The sequence below is a fragment of the Streptomyces sp. NPDC043726 genome, assembly GCF_056436565.1.
This window is the reverse complement of record NZ_JBWKCI010000013.1, coordinates 145,464-163,222: the sequence shown is the minus strand read 5'-3', so window position 1 is coordinate 163,222 and position 17,759 is coordinate 145,464. Positions and strand designations below refer to the sequence as shown.

At 72.3% G+C, this 17,759-nt stretch carries 13 protein-coding genes and 1 pseudogene; 6 read left to right on the top strand and 8 right to left on the bottom strand.

All coding sequences use genetic code 11. The annotated features are described in order from the left end of the window. Positions 1-93: 93 nt before the first annotated feature. Both AC068Z_RS33175 and AC068Z_RS33170 read right to left on the bottom strand, forming a co-directional pair. Entirely contained in the window at positions 94-471 is a 378-nt protein-coding gene (locus AC068Z_RS33175; protein ID WP_478564095.1) for a toxin Doc, read from the bottom strand. 3 nt (positions 472-474) lie between these two features. Continuing rightward, positions 475-720, bottom strand: coding sequence for a hypothetical protein (locus AC068Z_RS33170; RefSeq protein ID WP_451728510.1), 246 nt, complete (start codon positions 718-720; stop codon positions 475-477). A 185-nt stretch (positions 721-905) separates the two neighbouring features. On the opposite strand from AC068Z_RS33170, the gene AC068Z_RS33165 reads away from it, so the two are divergent. The 6 genes from AC068Z_RS33165 to fxsT all read left to right on the top strand — a co-directional run bounded on the left by AC068Z_RS33165 (position 906) and on the right by fxsT (position 10,786). Beyond that, positions 906-1,628: a 2OG-Fe(II) oxygenase gene (locus tag AC068Z_RS33165; RefSeq protein ID WP_478564091.1), complete on the top strand. Its 723-nt coding sequence runs from the start codon at positions 906-908 to the stop codon at positions 1,626-1,628. Between the two features lie 413 nt (positions 1,629-2,041). Continuing rightward, positions 2,042-2,947, top strand: a complete 906-nt coding sequence (gene sigJ / locus AC068Z_RS33160; RefSeq protein WP_478564366.1) for an RNA polymerase sigma factor SigJ — start codon at positions 2,042-2,044, stop codon at positions 2,945-2,947. Next, a complete protein-coding gene (gene qcrB / locus AC068Z_RS33155; RefSeq protein ID WP_478564088.1) occupies positions 2,944-4,419 on the top strand; it encodes a cytochrome bc1 complex cytochrome b subunit in 1,476 nt (491 codons plus the stop codon). The genes sigJ and qcrB overlap by 4 nt, the downstream gene beginning before the upstream one ends. Positions 4,420-4,551: 132 nt before the next feature. After that, positions 4,552-6,009 carry a VMAP-C domain-containing protein gene (locus tag AC068Z_RS33150; RefSeq protein ID WP_478564085.1) on the top strand — a complete coding sequence of 486 codons (1,458 nt, stop codon included), beginning with the start codon at positions 4,552-4,554 and terminating at the stop codon, positions 6,007-6,009. Between the two features lie 26 nt (positions 6,010-6,035). After that, complete coding sequence (locus AC068Z_RS33145; protein WP_478564082.1) at positions 6,036-6,971, top strand: MoxR family ATPase; 936 nt, start codon at positions 6,036-6,038, stop codon at positions 6,969-6,971. Further along, the gene (gene fxsT / locus AC068Z_RS33140) at positions 6,968-10,786 is read left to right on the top strand and encodes an FxSxx-COOH system tetratricopeptide repeat protein (RefSeq protein ID WP_478564079.1); all 3,819 of its coding nucleotides are present in this window, start codon (positions 6,968-6,970) and stop codon (positions 10,784-10,786) included. The genes AC068Z_RS33145 and fxsT overlap by 4 nt, the downstream gene beginning before the upstream one ends. Here fxsT and AC068Z_RS33135 read toward each other — a convergent pair. From AC068Z_RS33135 to AC068Z_RS33110, 6 genes and pseudogenes are all read right to left on the bottom strand, one after another. Then, positions 10,729-12,585, bottom strand: coding sequence for an HEXXH motif domain-containing protein (locus AC068Z_RS33135; protein WP_478564076.1), 1,857 nt, complete (start codon positions 12,583-12,585; stop codon positions 10,729-10,731). The genes fxsT and AC068Z_RS33135 overlap by 58 nt on opposite strands. Positions 12,586-12,722: 137 nt before the next feature. Then, positions 12,723-12,905: a hypothetical protein gene (locus AC068Z_RS33130; protein WP_478564073.1), complete on the bottom strand. Its 183-nt coding sequence runs from the start codon at positions 12,903-12,905 to the stop codon at positions 12,723-12,725. A 27-nt stretch (positions 12,906-12,932) separates the two neighbouring features. After that, positions 12,933-14,051, bottom strand: coding sequence for an effector-associated domain 2-containing protein (locus tag AC068Z_RS33125; protein WP_478564070.1), 1,119 nt, complete (start codon positions 14,049-14,051; stop codon positions 12,933-12,935). Positions 14,052-14,086: 35 nt separating this feature from the next. Beyond that, on the bottom strand, positions 14,087-16,330 hold the full coding sequence (locus tag AC068Z_RS33120) for a glycoside hydrolase family 9 protein (RefSeq protein WP_478564067.1): 2,244 nt from the start codon (positions 16,328-16,330) through the stop codon (positions 14,087-14,089). Positions 16,331-16,494: 164 nt separating this feature from the next. After that, the gene (locus AC068Z_RS33115) at positions 16,495-16,884 is read right to left on the bottom strand and encodes a discoidin domain-containing protein (protein WP_478564064.1); all 390 of its coding nucleotides are present in this window, start codon (positions 16,882-16,884) and stop codon (positions 16,495-16,497) included. Positions 16,885-17,038: 154 nt separating this feature from the next. Next, a pseudogene (locus AC068Z_RS33110) lies at positions 17,039-17,515 on the bottom strand (glycoside hydrolase family 2 TIM barrel-domain containing protein); the annotation flags it as partial. Positions 17,516-17,759 lie beyond the last annotated feature (244 nt).

Sequence of the window (17,759 nt, the reverse complement as noted above, 5' to 3'; positions counted from 1 at the left end):
CAGGACGGCGGCTCTCCTGTGCGCAAGGGCCGCCGGCCCCGTTCCTCCGCCCTCGGCCGGCGGCCCCGAGGGGGGCGGGCCCGGTCGGCGGCCTCAGATCTGCCAGGAGCGCAGCCGGTCGGCCGCGCCGAAGACGTCGGTCTTGCCGTCGATCAGATCCCGGGTCAGGTCGACCAGGGCGCCGTAGGGCGGATCGATACCGACGCCGCTGACGAACATGTAGGCGACGGCGGTGGCGCAGGCGAACCGGGCGTTGGCCGAGGGCAGTGGCTTGAGCAGGGCGAGGGTGTGCAGCAGCGCGGCGGCCCGCCAGGCCGCGTCGGAGTTCACACCGAGGCGCGGCGGGTCGACCCGGTGCCGGGCGACGGCCGCGACCAGCGCCGAGAAGTCGTTGATCGTGGGCTGGTCCGGCAGGACCTCTTCGTGCCGCTGGAGCAGCCAGGGCACGTCGATGTGGAGGACGGGTCCCATCGGTCAGGCGGCCCGCCCCTCGCCCTTGGTGGGTGGTTCGTCGTCCGGGAACGCCGCCGCGAACTCGTCGGCGTGCGAGGCGAAGAACCGGCGGAAGGCCTCCGCGCCCTCCTGGAGAGCGCGGTGCCGGGCGATGTCGGCCGCCGCCGCCTCCCGTACGAGCGCCTTCATCGACGTACCGCGTTCCTTGGCGATCTGCCGCAGGTCCTCAAGTTCGCGGTCGCTGAACTCCACGTTGAGAGCTGGCATGACCTCACGGTACCGCGCGGGTACTTACCCGTAAATACACCCAGGTCAGATGCGGTGCACAGCGGTACCTGAGGGCAGTGTCCGAATCCCGCCGGTCGCCGGGCGGGCCGCGCCGCAGACTCGGAGCCGAGAACCGCGGGCCCGGAGCCGAGAACCGCGGGCCCGGACGCGAGAAGGAGGAAACCATGTCGTTCGCCGCTCCCACCGCGCGCCGCAGGGTCGCCGCCACCGACTGGGCCGCGCTCGCCGCCGAGCTGGACGTGCACGGCAGCGCGCCGACGGCACCGCTGCTGACACCCGCGGAGTGCCGCGACCTGGCCGCGCTGTACGAGAAGCCGGAGCTGTTCCGGACCACCGTCGACCTGGCCCGCCACCGCTTCGGCTCGGGCGAGTACCGCTACTTCACGCACGATCTCCCCGCCCCGGTGGCCGCGCTGCGCACCGCGCTCTACCCCCGCCTGCTGCCGATCGCCCGCGACTGGGCGGCCCGTCTCGGCCGCCCGGCGCCCTGGCCCGACTCCGTGTCCGAGTGGCTGGAGCACTGCCGTGCGGCGGGCCAGGGCCGCTCGGCACAGATCCTGCTGCGCTACACGGAGGGCGACTGGAACGCCCTGCACCGGGACGTCTTCGGAGACCTCGTCTTCCCGCTCCAGGTCGTGGTGGGCCTCGACGAGTACGGCACCGACTACACCGGCGGGGAGTTCCTGATGGTGGAGCAGCGTCCGCGCGCCCAGTCCCGGGGTACCGCGACCGCGCTCCGGCAGGGCCACGGGCTGGTCTTCACCACGCGCGAACGCCCGGTGCGCGGAAAGCGCGGCTGGTCGGCGGGGGCGATGCGGCACGGGGTGAGTACGGTCCGCTCGGGCCGGCGGCACGCGTTGGGCATCGTGTTCCACGACGCCAAGTGAGACCTGGGTCACAAACCGGCCATCCGATGTCACAGAACCGGATCCTCGGCGCCTCTCAGTGGTGAGCGCACCGCTGCGGAGGCCCCCGTATGTCCGAGACACCTCTTCCCGACACCGCCGCCCGGGCCGAGACGCCCTCCCGGCCCGAAACCGGCGACCACCCGGAGCCAGCCGCCCGAACCGGAACCGGCGACTCCCCGGAGACAGCCGCCCGGACCAGCACCGAAGACCGGCCGGAGACCCGAGCCCGCCCCGAGGCCCACGACGGTCCCGGGACCGACCACCGTCCGAAGACCCATGACCGCCCGCAGACCCACCACCGTCCGAAGACCCACGCCGGTCCCGAGACCGAGCACGGGCCGGAGACCGACCACCGTCCCGAGACCGACCACCGTCCCGAGACCCACGACCGTCTGGACCGGGCCACCGGCGTGTTCGTCGACCATCGCGAGCTGCTGTTCGGCGTCGTCTACAACGTGCTGGGCAGCGTCGCCGACACCGAGGACGTGCTGCAGGAGACCTGGCTGTCCTGGACGGCCCGGGGCGGTGGCGAGCCGCTCGACGGGGTCGACAATCCGCGGGCGTACCTCGTCCGCGCGGCCGTCAACCACGCGCTGCGCCGCCGCGCCGCGATCAGCCGCCGCCAGGAGACCTACGTCGGCCCCTGGCTGCCCGAGCCGCTGGTCGCGTCCGACGAGGGCGCGGACGACCCGGCCCTGCGCAGCGAGTCGGTGTCGCTGGCGATGCTGGTGGTCCTGGAGTCGCTCACCCCGCTGGAACGCGCGGTGTTCGTGCTGCACGAGGTGTTCGGCTACCCGCACGCCGAGATCGCCGGCATCCTCGACCGCACCCCGGCGGCCGTACGGCAGCTGGCCCGGCGCGCCCGGGCCCACGTGGACGCGCGGCGGCCGCGGTACGAGGCACATCCGCGGGTGCGGCGGGAGGCGACCGAGAGGTTCGTACGAGCCGCGCTCGGCGGGGACATCGCCGCGCTGATGGAGATCCTCGCGCCGGACGTCACCGTGTGGTCGGACGGCGGCGGCAACCGCAAGCCGGCCGGGCTGCGCCCGGTGCGGGGGCGGGAGAAGGTGGTCCGGCTGCTCACCGGCCACGCGGCCCAACAGGGCATCGGGGAACTGGAGGTGCGCTACCGCCGCGTCAACGGCGACGACGCCGCGGTGCTGTTCGAGGGGGACGCGCCGTTCGCCGTGATGGTCATGGACCTCACCCCGGAGGGCGACCGGATCTCGGGCGTCTACATCGTCAGCAACCCCGAGAAGCTCACCCACGTCGAGCGCGGCGAAGAGGAGGAGGCATGAAGCCGGAGGCCTCGAAGGGCGAGCGCGTCGCCGACTGGTTCGACGGCCGCCTCGGCGTCCACGCGCTGGGCCGCAAATACCTGCGCAAGGTCTTCCCCGACCACTGGTCCTTCCTGCTCGGGGAGATCTGCCTGTACAGCTTCGTGGTGCTGATCCTGACCGGCGTCTATCTCACGTTCTTCTTCCACCCGTCGATGAACGAGGTGACGTACCAGGGCAGTTACCTCCCGCTCAACGGTGTGCGGATGTCCGAGGCGTACGCCTCCACCCTCGACATCAGCTTCGACGTGCGCGGCGGACTGCTCATCCGCCAGCTGCACCACTGGGCGGCGCTGGTCTTCGTCGCCGGGATGCTCGTGCACATGATGCGGCACTTCTTCACGGGGTCGTACCGCAAACCCCGTGAGGTGAACTGGCTGTTCGGCTGGCTGCTGCTGTTCCTCGGCCTGTTCGAGGGCCTGTTCGGCTACTCGCTCCCGGACGACCTGCTGTCCGGCACGGGCCTCAGGTTCGTCAACGGCGCGCTGCTGTCGGTGCCGATCGTGGGGACGTACCTGTCGATGTTCCTGTTCGGCGGCGAGTTCCCGGGCGACGACATCGTGGCGCGCTTCTACTCGCTGCACATCCTGGTGCTGCCGGGCATCATGGCGGCGCTGGTCGTCGCCCATGTCCTACTGGTCGTGTACCACAAGCACACCCAGTTCGCGGGCCCCGGCCGGAGCGAGCGCAACGTCGTGGGCGCGCCGTTCATGCCGGTGTACCTGGCGAAGGCGGGCGGCTTCTTCTTCCTGGTCTTCGGCACCCTGACCGTCCTCGCCGCGGTGGCCACGGTCAACCCGGTCTGGGCGTACGGCCCGTTCCGCGCCGACCAGGTCTCCACGGGCGCCCAGCCCGACTGGTACCTGGGCTTCGCGGAGGGCCTGGTGCGGGTGATGCCGGGCTGGGAGATCAACCTGTGGGGCCACACCCTCGTCCTGGGCGTCCTGATCCCCATCGTGGTCTTCCCCCTGCTCCTGATCCTGATCGGCGTCTATCCCTTCCTGGAGTCCTGGATCACGGGCGACAAGCGCGAGCACCACCTCCTCGACCGCCCCCGCAACCACCCGGTCCGCACCGGCCTCGGCGCGTCCTGGATCAGCCTCTATCTGATCCTCCTGGCGGGCGGCGGCAACGACATCGTGGCGACCAAGCTGCACCTGTCCATCAACACGGTGACCTGGACCATCCGCGTCGCCGTCTTCGTCCTCCCGGCCGCGGTCTTCGTCCTCACCCGCCGCATCTGCCTGGGCCTCCAGCTCCGCGACAGGGAACTGATCGCCCACGGCCGGGAGACGGGCATCGTCAAACGCCTCCCGCACGGCGAGTACGTCGAACTCCACGAACCCCTGGACCAGTCCCGCCTGCACACCCTCACGGCCCACGAACGCCCCCGCGAGTTCGTCGAGCACGAGTCCAGGGCGGAGCTTCCCTGACCTCACCCGCAGCTCCGCCGATCCTCTTCCGTCAGCGACCGTGGCCCCTAATCTTGTGTCACTGACGGTACGAGCGAGCCGTCGGACAGGCGAGGGAGCGCGCCCCGGGCGGGGCGTCGGAGGGGGGCCTCCTTGCGCGAGGAGATCGAGGACCGGATACGGCGCACCGCCGTGGACGTCCTGGTGGGCTGTGACGGTCTGCGCTCGTCGGGGGACCGGGATCAGTTCCTGGATCTGGTGCTCGACGGGCTCGGCCACAACGGGCAGCTCGCCCGCTACCCCATCCCGCGCAAACAGTACGTCGCCCTGCTGACGTTCTGTATGAACAGCACGCACGGCAGTCAGGGCCTGGCCTGCCTCGCCAAGGTCCTGGACCTGCTGGAACCCGACTCGGCGGAGTCGCTGGCGATGTTCCGGCTCCGCGACGAGTGGCGGGCCGCGCACCACCTGCCGGACGAATTCGTCGCGTCCTGGCCGCTGTTGGCGGAGTCCCTGGAGACGCTGGCGCTCCCCGAGGAGGAGCGCCCGCGCATGGTGGCACGCGCGACGGAATCCCGATTACGGACCCCGCCGCCCTACTCCACCACCCCGTGGTCGGACTTCCTCTACCTGGTGGGCCAGAACACGGCTCCGCAGGAGGTGCCGCCCTGGATGGCGTACCTGGACGAGGCGGCGACCTGGATGGACACCGCGCTGTGCCACGAGATCCGCGCGATCAACCGGCGGCGCGCTGTGCGCTGGGAGTTCGGCGACACCCTCGACCGCAGACGGTACGGCAGAACCGCGGAGCGGCAACCGGCCCCGCACGACGAGCACCTCGCCATCCGGATCATGCCCGCGCCCTTCGACGAGGGCCACTACACGGTGTCGTACTGGTTCCACTCCGATGCCCGGGGACCGGACTTCGAGGGCCGCCGGGACACCACGACGATCCCCTTCGCCGATCTCCAGCACACGGTCAGCGGGGTGATCTCCGAGGTGGAACGGGCCGAGGGTGACCGCCCGGGACAGCTGCGGCTGGAGTTCGTGCTCCCCCTGGAACTGATCAACCTGCCGGTCGAGTCCTGGCCTCTGGACGCCGCCGAGGACCCGCGGCTGCAGCTCGGCGTGAGCTATCCCGCGGTGGTGATCCGCAGTCTGGACCGGCTGCTGGACCAGCGCTGGCACCGCCGATGGCGGCTGCGCTGGCAGCGGCTGGAGCAGGAGCCGAGGGCCGGCTCCGTCTACATGAGCGTCCCCGACGACAGCCCGCACCATCCGGACCGGGTGACGGCCGGTCTCTCGGACGACGAGCATGTCGCGGTCGTGCTGAGCGAGCCCCCCGAGGAGGGCCGCGCGCACGGCTGCCACGAGTTCAAGACCGCGCTGCGCACGGGATATCCGGTGGTCGTCTGGCATCGCGCCGACGAGTCGACGACGGAGTTCCGGCAGGTGCTCGGCGAGCTGTTCGCCGGTGGCGTCGCCGACCTCCTGCCCCGCATCACCCGCTTCCGCCGGCAGGCCGCCGCGCTCGGCTCCGGTGCCCCGGAGCACCACATCGGGCGGCACCTCGCGGTGCTGTGGGACGACCCCGACCGCAAACCACTGTGACCGCGCCGCGCAAGGAGGAACCCGCCATGGACTCTTGGTCGCTCTACCGGGGCACGGGCGTCCCGCTCGACCCGGCCGAGCGGGACCGCCGCTGGCCCGCGCCACCGCCCTGGCGGGTCTACTCCGGTGGCCCGGACGAACCACCGCCGCCACCAGGGGACGAGGCGGCCGACCGAGTCCTCGGCAGCGCGCGGACCCCGCGCACCCCCGACCCTCACGAGGTGAGGCAGGTCAACAGCGCGCTCCTGCTGCGCCGCCCGCTGTTGGTCGAGGGCGAGCCGGGCACCGGCAAGTCGGCGCTCGCCCACCGCATCGCCCGAGAACTGGGCCTGGGTCCGGTGCTGCGCTGGCCGATCACCGGCGCCAGCACGCTCGGCGAGGGCCTGCACGGCCCCGCGGGACCCGGCACGGTACGGCTGGGTCCGCTGGGCACCGCCCTGCTTCCTCGCCGATTACCGCGTGTCGTCCTCATCGACGACCTCGACCGGGGCTGCTTCGACCTCCCCGACGAAGTGCTGGCAGTCCTGCACGACGGCGAGTTCGCCGTCCCCGAACTCCTCGGCACGGCAAGCACCTTGGTGCACACCTGGGAGCCGGGCGGTAAGGCGACGGTCCGCGACGGGTTCGTACGGTGCCACGAGCCGCCCTTCGTCGTCGCCACGACCGGCGGTGAGCGCGACCTGCCTCCCGGGTTCCTACGGCACTGCGTCCGGCTGGAGTTGCGGCCGATGGCATCGCAGACGCTGGCGGCGCTCGCCGCGTCCCGGTTCCCGGATGTCCCCGAACGCCCGTTCAACCGCTTGGTCGACCTGGCCGTAGAGCATCGGGTCCCGGCAGCGCGGCTCCTCGACGCCCTGTACCTCGCGGCCACGGATGCCCTCGGCGTCATCCGGGAAGGGGATGAGGAAGGAATCGCGGCCCTCCACCTTCTCTGGCAGCGGGCCGCCATGGAGGGGCCATGACGTCCACGCGCTGGACGGACATCACCGATCCGCAGGGCATCCTGCGGGTGTTACGCGGGCTGCGCGCACAGCGCGGTTCACCGGCATGGGACCTGGTCGTCGCGGTGGACCCGGACCCCGGCATGGCGGTCTGGCACGACACGGCCGTGGAGTTCACCGAGCTGTTGCGGCGCTCGCGGGCGTTCCGCCGGGTGGACCGCCGGAGTCTGCGCGCTCTGCCTCCCGGCCCACCGTCCTCCACGCGGCTGTCCCTGGTGGTCACCGACGGCAACGCGCCCGGCTGGCGCTCCGGCGCCCGCGCGCACGTCCTGCACCGGTGGGCGGGCGCGGGCGCCCTGGCCGTGGTCCATCTGCTGCCGCACCAGGCCTGGCCGGAGTCCGGCGTGCCGACCTGGCCGCTGTCGCTGCGCTCCGGGGGCCCCGGCACGCCGAACCGCGGGCACGGCACTCGGCCGCGCCAGGTCGGCCTCGGCGCGCGGCCGGACAGCCGCCCCTACCTGCCGGTTCCCGTACTGGAGTTGGCGCCGCGCGCCCTGGCGTCCTGGGTACGGCTGATCACCGCGGCCCGGGGCACCTGGACCCGGCTCCCGCTGACGTTCGTGGCCCCGCACGGGGAAGGCCCCGCGCCCGACGGGAACAGCCCCGAAGCCACGGCCGCCGAACGCGTCGCCTCCTTCCGCCGCTCGGTCCCGCCCGAGGTCCTGCACCTCGCCACGCTGCTCGCCGCGGCGCCCCTCGCGGTGCCCCTGATCGGACAGGTGCTGACCCGGCTGTGCCCCGGGGCCCGGATCGCCGACTTCACCCAACTGCTCACCCAAGGGCTCGTCCACCCGCTCCACGCCCCGCCACCCGCGACCCGCGGACCGCGCCTCGCCTACGAGTTCGCCCCCGACGTCCGCGGTGAACTCCTGGCCGCCGGGCGCACCGAGGACCTGCACCAGGTCGTCGACCTGGTGGGCGCCGCCCTCGGTCCGGCGGCCCGCTTCCTGTGGCAGGTGCCCGAGCTGCTGGCCGGGGAGCTCGAGCGCCTGCTCGTACTGAGCGCCGAGGCCGCCGCCTGGGCCGAGCCGCAGATCGCCGTACTGCACGCCCTGTCCGGTCCGCACGCCGCCCAGGCTCGGGAGCTGGAGCTCCTGGCCTCCGCGTCCCACGACGCGCCACGCACCCACGACGCCCAGGCCATGACCCCGCACCGCAGGCCCACGAGCGTCCCGCCCCCTTCGCACCTGCGGAAGCAGGAGGACCAGGTGAACCAGCAGAGCAACGCACCGCAGCCGCATACCGACGTCCCGCCCGGCGCGCCCCCAGGACTGGCCGACCGCCGGAACACCCCGGCGGTGTGGGGCAACGTGCCGCAGCGCAACCCCAACTTCACCGGCCGCGAGGAGCTGCTGGACGCCCTGCACCGCAGGCTCCGCAAGGAGAAGGCGACCGCGGTGCTGCCGAACGCGCTGCACGGAATGGGCGGGGTCGGCAAGACGCTGCTCGCCGTGGAGTACCTCTACCGGCACCTCGGGGACTATGACCTGGTCTGGTGGATCTCCGCCGAGCGCACCGCGCAAATCGCGCTGTCTCTCGTGGAGCTGGCCCCCAGGCTCGGTCTCGAGGCGGGCAGCGAGGCGACCTGGTCGGTGACGGCGGTCCTGGAAGCGCTGCGCCGGGGTGAGCCGTACGACAACTGGCTGCTGGTCTTCGACAACGCGGACAGCCCCGAGGCCGTACGGCCCTACTTCCCCTCCGGCGGTCCCGGCAACATCCTCGTCACCTCCCGCAATCCGCAGTGGGCGAGCGTGGCCAAACCGCTGGAGGTGAACGTCTTCCGGCGCGAGGAGAGCGTGGATCTGCTGCGCCGGCGCGGCCCGGACATCACCGACGCCGAGGCCGACCGCCTGGCGGAGGCGCTCGGCGACCTCCCCCTGGCCATCGAACAGGCCGCGGCCTGGCGGGCCGAGACCGGGATGCCCGCGGACGAGTACCTGCGGCTGCTGGACGAGAAGCAGGTCGACCTGCTGGGCCTGGCGGCGCCCCTCGACTACCAGCTGCCGGTCATCGCGGCGTGGAACGTCTCCCTGGACCAACTGGAGGCGAAGAACCCGGCGGCGATGCAGCTGTTGCAGCTGTGCGCGTTCTGCGCGCCGGAGTCGATCTCGCGGAATCTGTTCGGGGGGCACCGGGGCGTCGCCATCACTCCCGAACTCGACACCGTTCTGCGGGACCCGATACGGCTGGGCCAGGCCGTCCGGGAGATCGGCCGGTACTCGCTGGCCCGGTTCGATCCGCGGCACAACTCGCTCCAGATGCACCGCCTCGTCCAGACCGCGCTGATATCCCGGATGACGGAGGCCGAGCAGCAGCGCATGCGCCACGGCGCCCATCTGCTGCTCGCGGCCAACGACCCCGGCGACGCGAACGATCCGAGGAACTGGCAGCGCTACGGCGAGCTGTACCCGCATCTGATCGTCTCCGACGCCGTCGGCTCCAGCGACGCGTGGGTGCGCGCGCTGGTCGTCAACGAGGTGCGCTACCTGACGCGTTGGGGGAACTACGACGCCGCCCTGCAACTCGCCGAGTCCGCCTACACGACCTGGCGGCGGGAGATCGGGGAGGAGGACTCCCAGACCCTGGAGGCGGGCCGGTGGCTCGGGGTGGTGCTGTTCCACTTGGGCCGCTACGGCGATACGGCGGCCGTCAACGACGAGGTGCTGGCGGCCTATCGGCGCTCGGTCGGCGAGGACCACGAGGACACCCTGGACGCACTTGGCAACGTGGCCATCGACCGGCGCGTGAAGGGCGACTTCGCCGCCGCCCTCGAGCTGTCCGAGTCGGTGCACGAGCGCTACGTGCGGCTGCTCGGCGAGGAGGATCCCGAGACGCTGCGCGCGGCCCACAACCTCGGCGTCAGCCTCCGGCTCGTCGGGGACTTCGCCCGGGCCCGAGAGCTGGACACCCGGACCTGGGAGGCCAAGCAGCAGATGTACGGCGAGGACCACGTGGCGGCCCTGGTGACCTGGCTCAGTCTCATCCTCGACATACGTGAGCTGGGCGACTACCACACCGCCCTCACCTATCAGCGGGAGCTGACCGAGCGGGCGCTCAGACTGCTCGGCCCGGACCGGCCCTTCACCCTCTCCAACCTCCGGCACCTGGCGGTGGCGCTGCGCAAGGCGGGCCAGCACGCGGAGGCGCGGGCCACGGCCGAACGCGCTCAGGCCGACCTGATCCGACGGTACGGCGAGGACAACCCGCGAACCATCGCGTCCACGCTGGAGCTGTCGATCGACCTGCGGCAGGCGGGCGAGCTGATCACCGCACGGAACCTCGGCGTACGGATCCACCAGCAGTACGCCGACACCTACGGACCCACGCATCCGCACACCCTGTCGGCCGAGGTCGACCTCGCTGTGACGTACCGGCTGCTCGGCGACACCGATGCCGCGCGGGCCGTCGACGAACGGGCGCTCGCGGAGCTGCGCCGCGTCCTCGGGGAGCGCCACCCGTCGACCCTGGTGTGCGCGACGAACCTGGCCAGCGATCTGCACGCGCTGGGCGAATTCACGGCGGCCCGGGATCTCGACAAGCGAACACTGGCGATCTCCACCGAGGTCCTCGGCGAGGACCATCCCTCGACCCTGGCCTGCGCAGCCAACCTCCCGCTGGATCTACGCGCCCTGGGCGAGCTCGAGGAGGCCGAGCGCCTGCACAGTGCGACAACGGAGCGGCTGAACCGGGTGCTCGGGGCGCACCACCCCGCCGTGCGTCAAGCCGTGGACTGGGAGACCCGCGCGGACTGCGACATAGATCCGCTGCCGCTGTGAGCGCCCTGCCAGGCGTCGGTCAGCCAGTCGGTCAGGTCCACAGGTGACGGAGTCCGGCCCGAACTCCGTGCGATCGCCCGGGAGACGGCACGCAGCAACTCGGGCCGCTCGGCCACCGTTTGGTGACCGAGCACCAGCCCGAGTCCACCCCAGGCGGCGGGCCGTGTCGTGTCCTCGGCGTACAGCTTCCCGGCCGCGGCCAAGTCGCCGGAGACGTACGCGAGATCGGCCGGGGTGACGCCCTTGGGCCGGGGTTCACCGTCCCGTGCCGCGGCGAAGGCGCGCGGGTCGGCGATCCGCAGGCGGACCAGGTGGGCGTAGACGTCGAGGCGGCAGCCGTCGGGATCCGTGACGACGCTACCGCCGGTGTCCTCGGCGGCCAGGACCGGCGGCCGGTCGCCTCGCAGCCAGGCGTCGGCGACCGAGCGCACCGTCGTGTCGTCGGGCACCACGTGATGGGCACGCCAGGCGGCCCGCTGATGGTCGGCGGCCCGCTCGGCGAGCAGGAGGGACGACTCGGGTACCGGATCGTCGTCCCATGAGCTCAGGTCGGCGAGCAGGCCGCGCACCAGTCTGCGGCCGGTGGCCGCCAACGCGGGCTGGTCGTGCAGGGCTTCGAGGGCAGCGCGGGACTGGCGCCGCCAAAGCGCGAACTCGAAGCGGGCCCGTTCACCTGCGGCGCCGCTGTCGCGGGCAGCACGGACCCGCCAGAAGCGGGCGACGCCGGAGAAGGCGAACGCCCCGTGCAGTACACCCGTCATGGGCCGAGGGTCGTCCCGCCAGGGCGCGTGGAAGAGGTCGGGGCAGTCGTCGGCCAGCGGGGTGAGGTGCATGAGGCCATTGAGCAAGGTGTGGCGAAACTCGTGAACCAGGGTGACCGCGAGTTCCACGGTCGCCTCGTCGTCGGTCCCTTCGGTGTCCGGGGCGGAGAGCACGACGCAGCCGAAGGCCTCGGACGCCGAGGCGCTGCGCGGCCGGAAGCGCTCCGCGGGCGGCAGGGGAACGAGCGAGAAGAGTCCGGCCGCGAGGGCCTCGGCGCTCTCGCAGTGGTCCTCGACCAGCAGGGCCCACGCCCGCTCGAGTCCGCTCCGCCAGTGCCGTAGCGCCGCCTCGTCCAGCCGCTCGGGACCGGCGGCACCGGCGATGACGGGGTAGCGGGCCAGGTCGTCGACGGTGAGAGCAAGGGTCACTCCGCGGTGGGTGACGTTCAGTCGGCGCAGTCCCGACCAACCGGCCGCGTCCCGGGTGGGGTCCGCCGGTACCTGTACGACGGGCCGGTCGTCCCGCGTCCGGATCCAGGCCGTCCCGCCCAGCACACGCACCTCGGCCACGCCCCAGGGCGCGTCGCCCCCCGCCTCCGCCCGGCCGAGGCACGGCAGCAGGACAGCGCCGTCCAGGACCGGTACCCGGATCCGGCAGTCCACCTCGGCGAGCACCGCACCAGCGGCGGCGAGGGCGTGCAAGTGGCCCACGTCCGTCCACAGCGGCGCCCCGCCGCGCGACCCGCGCAGCCGACGCAGCACATGGGCCGCCCACAGCCCGGTCTGGGGGTCCATCAGCAGCCGGTGCACCGCTTCGGGGCGGCGGCGCTGGGCCCGTACGAGCAGGTCCCACGCCTCCCGCACCGGCGCGAGATCCCCGGTCACCGCCGGGCGGGCGGCCACCTCGTCCACCAGCACACGCAGGAGCAGCAGTCGTCGGCTGTACTCGGCGTCGAGCAGCGCACGCGTGGCCTGGAGATGCTCCCCGGTCGAGCAGAGCTGTGCGAGGGAATGCTCGTCGAGACGGTGAGGTCGCAATCTCTCGGATTCCTCAGCGGCTTCACATGACGTGCGCACGAACGCTTCCTCACCCACGGTGTCCATGACGTCGTATCGGTCGGCTCCGACGTGCCGCGCACACTACCTGCCGATTCGGCGATGAAGTCGGAAGTCGGTCAACTGCCCTCGCTGCCACCCCGCGTACTGAACGGCCGCTCCACGCTCGTCATCAACATCTCCATCGCGGGCCGCAGCGCGGCTCCGCCGACCTGGGGAAGTTCGTCCAGCGACAGGTGGGACAGGCGGGGCAGCCAGGATTCGACGCTCGCGGGCTCCGCCGCATCACAGGACTCGTACATGGGGCGATGGTAAGCCACCCCGCGCGCTCACGCAGACGCCTCGACCAGCAACCGATGCGCCGTCTCCCCCTCCGCGCTCCCCCCGGCGCACAACAGCACCGTCTCCGCCAACTCGCGCAGGGCGCCCGGCCGGCCGGCGCAGGTGCGGAGGATGCTGATGGTGTCCATGCGGGCGCGCGCGTGCCGGGGGATCGCGGAGCGGACGCCGATCCTCAGGAGGCCGAGGATCTCCTCGCGGCCCTGGGGTTCCACGAACTCCGCCACCGCCAGCAGGGCGTCCGTCAGGGTGCGGAGGCGGTCGGGGGTGAGGTCGGTGTGTGAGAGGGCCGCCGGCTCGGGGCCGCCGCGGGAGAGCAGCTGGCCCTCGTCGCCGTCCCAGGTGCGGGACCACACGTAGGTCGGGGTCTGCGCCGCCAGTCCGTCCGCCCGCAGTCGGGTGAATCTCTCGCGCAGGCGGTCCATCATCACGCCGGGGTCCGGCGGCCAGCCGGCCTCGTCCTCCCGCAGCACCGCCAGCGCCTCCCGGCTGAACAGGCCCGTCCCGGTGCCGGGGAGATTCTTCGCCGCCTCGCCCGGGCGGGCCGCGAAGAGGACCGCCTGATCGCGGGCCGTCCTCGGCATCGGTGTGCCGTAGTCCTCCCGGGGGAGCCCGCGCCGGGACCGCCAGGGGTTGTGCAGGAGCTGGCAGGCGTCGACGAGCCAGATCTGGCGGGGGTGGCGGGGTGCCGCGCGGTAGTACGTCAGGAGCGCGTCGAAGTCGAGGTTGAGCGGGTCGTGCGCGGTGGCGTCGGCGTAGAAGAGCCGGCGGCGGCCCTCGGCGTCCACCACGCCGTGGCCGCCCCACACCACCCAGAGCAGCTCGCTCTCGTCCGCCGCGACCGTGCGCAGGAGCGTGTTGTGCACGGTGGAACGGTCCGCGCCGAGCACCTTGTACGGCGTCTCGGCGACGGCCCGCCCGGGCGGCGCGGACAGCAGCGCCGTGATCCGCTCGGGCGGCACACCCCGTTCGACGAACCAGTCCGCGAACCGCAGCGCGTCGGAGACCGGGCCGTCGAGGGCCCAGTCCTTCCCCGCCTCGTAGGCGTCGACTCCGACGGCCACGACGGTCGTACGACGGGGATCGGCTTGCGGGACCGGCGAGTTCATGCGCCCCAGTGTGCCGCCCGAACGGGCTCAACGGGTCATCCTTGGTCGGCCACGAAGGAAGCCATCCGGGTGAGCGCCGAGTTCCAGTTGATGGTGTGCTCGTTGGTCGACCACGACTGGATGTCGTCGATGTAGCAGAACTGACCCACACAGCCCTGGAGTTTGGACTGGGCGTACGGGTCCTGGATGCTCGAGTTCGGTCCGCCCGCGAGAGTGCCGGCCGGCGGGTTGGGCTGGCTGGGATCGAGCTGGTGGGCGTACCAACGGGCGTGCTGATTCTTGGAGTTGACCTCACCGTAGCCGGTCACGTACGAGATGTTGAGCGCGTTGCGGCCGAAGAGGTAGTCCATGCTCTGCAGCGCGCCGTCCCGGTACTTCGAGGCTCCGGAGATGTCGTACGCGGTGGCGATGACCACGGCGTTGTGGAGGATCTGATGGTTGGAGCCCCAGTCGTAGAGGTTGCCGGCGGGGGCGTAGGGCATGCCGTACGGCTGTGACCTGAGCGTGGTCAGGTAGCGGTCGGCGCCCTTGAGGACCGACTGGCGGATCCTGTCCCGGCCGGGGAGCCTGTTCGGCACGGTCGCGAGGTCGAGGCGGGCCGCTGCCGCCGTCCTGGCCCAGTCGTAGCCGAGCGGGCCGAAGATGTCGGCGGTGTGGACGGGCGAGTTCAGGACGCGGTCTGCGAACTCCCGTTCTCCCGTGGAGAGGTACAGCTCCGCCGCCGCCCAGTAGAACTCGTCCGTGACGTTGTTGTCGGCGTAGGTGCCGCCGCCGATGCCGTCGCTCTCGGAGGCGTACCGGTCGGGGTGGGCGAGCGCCGCCGCCCAGGCCTTGCGGGCGGCCGCCAGGGCCTTCGCGGCGAATGCCTTGTCGTACGGCTTGTACAGGCGTGCCGCCTGGGCTGCCGTCGCCGCGAGGTTGAGGGTGGCCGCGGTGGACGGCGGGTGCAGTTCGCGCTTCTGCGGGTCGGCGTGCGGCATCAGCGGCAGGCCGGTCCACTGTTCGTCGTGGATCTTGTGGTGCGCCATGCCCGCCAGCGGCCGGCCGTCCGGCACCTGCATCTTCAGCAGGAACTCCAGCTCCCAGCGGACCTCGTCGAGGAGGTCGGGCACCTTGTTGCCGCTCTCGGGGATGGCGAGGGTGCCGTCGCCGAGCTTGCCGGCGTCACCGGTGCGGGCGTGCAGGGCGCGCTCGTAGGTGCTGAGCAGCTCCCACACCGAGATGCCGCCGTTGACGACGTACTTGCCGTGGTCACCGGCGTCGTACCAGCCGCCGGTGACGTCGAGGGTGTAGTCGCACACGCCCGGCTGGCAGGGCACGTTCCCGTCGCCCTGGTTGGGCGCGACGTCGACGTGGCCGGCGGGACGGGCGTAGCCGGGGCGCAGGTCGTCGCGGATGGCGAGGCCGCTGCGCTGGGTGTAGTAGTACTTCGCCGCGTCCAGGCGCAGCCGCTCGTAGGCGCTCGCGTCGATGTCGAAGGGGCGGCTGGTCTCGCCGTCGGCGACCAGGGTCAGGCCGGTGCCGCGGCTGCGGTGGGCGCCGAAGTCGATGGAGTGGACGTTCTGTCCGGAGGACGCGTCGGTGCCGCGCGGCACGGTCCAGCCGCGCGCGGCCACGGATCCGTCGGCCCGCTGAAGCCGCCAGGGCAGCCGCTCGGTCGCGTCGGTGACGAGGGTGGCGTTCTTGGGCCCCGCGGGCAGATAGGCGACCTGGTTCACGCGCACGCGCGGCCCGGTGTCCGGCTCGTACGGCTCCGGTGCCACACCGCCCAGCAGCGAGGCGTCGTCCACGCAGAAGCGCCAGGGGTCCGCGCTGCCGCCGACCTGGAAGGCGACCTGGCCCTGGGGGGTGTCGACGGGCGAGGTGAAGGTGTACGAGTAGGCGTTCCCGGAGACGCTCAGCTCCGGTGACACCTCGAACCAGGTGTCGTACGGCGCCGCCGACAGGCCGACGATCGCGCGCACCACGTGCCCCTCGGGCGAGCCGTTCGCGGTGAAGGAGAACCGGTAGGACTCGCCCTTGACCAGGGTGATGTCGTTCTGGCCCACGGTGGCGTCCCAGCGGTTGGCGGTGCCGCCGGGCACGTCGGCGCAGAGCTGCCCTTCGGACAGTTCCGCGGTGAGGTTGCTGGTCGTCCACCAGGGCTCGGTGGTGGTGTCGAAGGTGCCGTTCTTCAGCTGTTCGACCTCTTCGGCGCCGGCCTGCGCGGCGGGGAGTGCGGTGAGTCCCGTGGCCAGCAGGGCCGTCAGGGACAGGAGGGCGGTTCTGCGTCGTTTCACGTCTGGGCTCCTCGGAGGAGGTGCGGGTGACGCTCGATGGGAGCGCTCCCAGAGGCGGACGCAGGACATGCTTGTGGCAGGTGTGACGCGCCGTCAACGGTCCGGACGGGACTGCTTCCCCGTCCGGACCGACGCGGACCGCGCGAACGGCGCGGATGCCCCGCTCAGACGCCCGGCGCCGTCAACTTGCTGATGCGGACAGCACCCCGCGGCTGACCCGGGTGCGCGCTGGTCAGTGTGAGGCGCAGCCGGGAGCCGCGCGCCGGGTCGAAGGTGACGGCGCTCGGAGCGTCGGAGGCGGTGGCCCAGTCGACGGAGACGCCGGTGGCCGGAATCCATCGGCGGCCGTCCCAGATGTCGACCTCGACGGCGCTGGGCAGGCTGTGCGTGGCGTCGACGGTGAACGACACCTCGGCCCGGTCGAAGGTCCGGGCGCGTCCGAAGTCGACGCTGACCCAGTCCTCGGCGCGGGCGCCGTCGAAGGCCGGCAGCAGGGCGGTCGGCGCCTTGTGGAAGCCGTTGGACCAGCCGGTGGCCGGGTCGCCGTCGAGCATCGCGGCCGGGAGGGTGTCAGGACGGCCGGAGTAACTGGCGTCCGCTTGCGGGTGGTTCAGCGGCGGGGGAAGGTCGGGCTCGAACTCGGCCGCGGGGGTGAGCGCGGCCGAGTCGGCCCGGGTGGTCCGTACGATGAGCGTTCCGGTCCGCAGCCCAGGCGAAACCGGTGTAGCCGTAGGGGTGGCGGCCGAGCTCGGTGCCGTTGCAGTGCACGACGCAGTCCATGTGGACGCCGTCGAACTCCACCGAGATCCGCCGGCCGGCCAGGGCGGGTGGCAGGGTGAAGGCCAGGCGGTACCAGCCGAGGCCGCCGGGGAAGAAGCCGGTGCCGCTGGTGGTGCCGTGCTCGGTGGTCGGGGCGAGCTCGATGCTCCAGTCGTGCGGCACGGCCACCTCCCGCCACGCCGAGTCATCGTGCGCGGGGCTCGCGGCCTCGGCGTAGGCGCCGCTCGGGTCGGTGATCCCGCCCGGGTCAACCAGGGCGAACCGCCAGCCGTCGCGCAGTGGCACCGTGCGGCGGCCGGAGCGGTGGCCGGCCGTCTCGGCGGCCCGCGCCTCCGCACCCAGCAGCGCCCCCGCCGCCGGGGCGGCCGTGGAGGCGATCAGAACCGATCTGCGAGTGACCGTCATACGGCTCTCCCTCATCCGGGCACAGAAGTACTCACAACTGATCGTGACCACGCAGATTTTGACGGGCGGGCGCACAACATCATCAAGGGTCGGGAGAAAGCGCTTGCGTCCAGCAGGGCAGAACGGCCGGAATTCGACCTTGACCGTTCGACCACCCGCACAGGCGTTCCCGGTCCGCCGACGGGCCGGACGCACTAGGCTGGGAACTCACGTGACCACCGATCACTGTGAGTGTCCGCGTTGG

What these genes read in the sequence shown, in the direction of transcription:
- AC068Z_RS33175 (WP_478564095.1), bottom strand. Translation starts at nt 471, where the DNA reads ATGGGACCCGTCCTCCACATCGACGTGCCCTGGCTGCTCCAGCGGCAC.
- AC068Z_RS33170 (WP_451728510.1), bottom strand. Translation starts at nt 720, where the DNA reads ATGCCAGCTCTCAACGTGGAGTTCAGCGACCGCGAACTTGAGGACCTG.
- AC068Z_RS33165 (WP_478564091.1), top strand. Translation starts at nt 906, where the DNA reads ATGTCGTTCGCCGCTCCCACCGCGCGCCGCAGGGTCGCCGCCACCGAC.
- qcrB (WP_478564088.1), top strand. Translation starts at nt 2,944, where the DNA reads ATGAAGCCGGAGGCCTCGAAGGGCGAGCGCGTCGCCGACTGGTTCGAC.
- AC068Z_RS33145 (WP_478564082.1), top strand. Translation starts at nt 6,036, where the DNA reads ATGGACTCTTGGTCGCTCTACCGGGGCACGGGCGTCCCGCTCGACCCG.
- fxsT (WP_478564079.1), top strand. Translation starts at nt 6,968, where the DNA reads ATGACGTCCACGCGCTGGACGGACATCACCGATCCGCAGGGCATCCTG.
- AC068Z_RS33130 (WP_478564073.1), bottom strand. Translation starts at nt 12,905, where the DNA reads ATGTACGAGTCCTGTGATGCGGCGGAGCCCGCGAGCGTCGAATCCTGG.
- AC068Z_RS33125 (WP_478564070.1), bottom strand. Translation starts at nt 14,051, where the DNA reads ATGAACTCGCCGGTCCCGCAAGCCGATCCCCGTCGTACGACCGTCGTG.
- AC068Z_RS33115 (WP_478564064.1), bottom strand. Translation starts at nt 16,884, where the DNA reads ATGCTCGACGGCGACCCGGCCACCGGCTGGTCCAACGGCTTCCACAAG.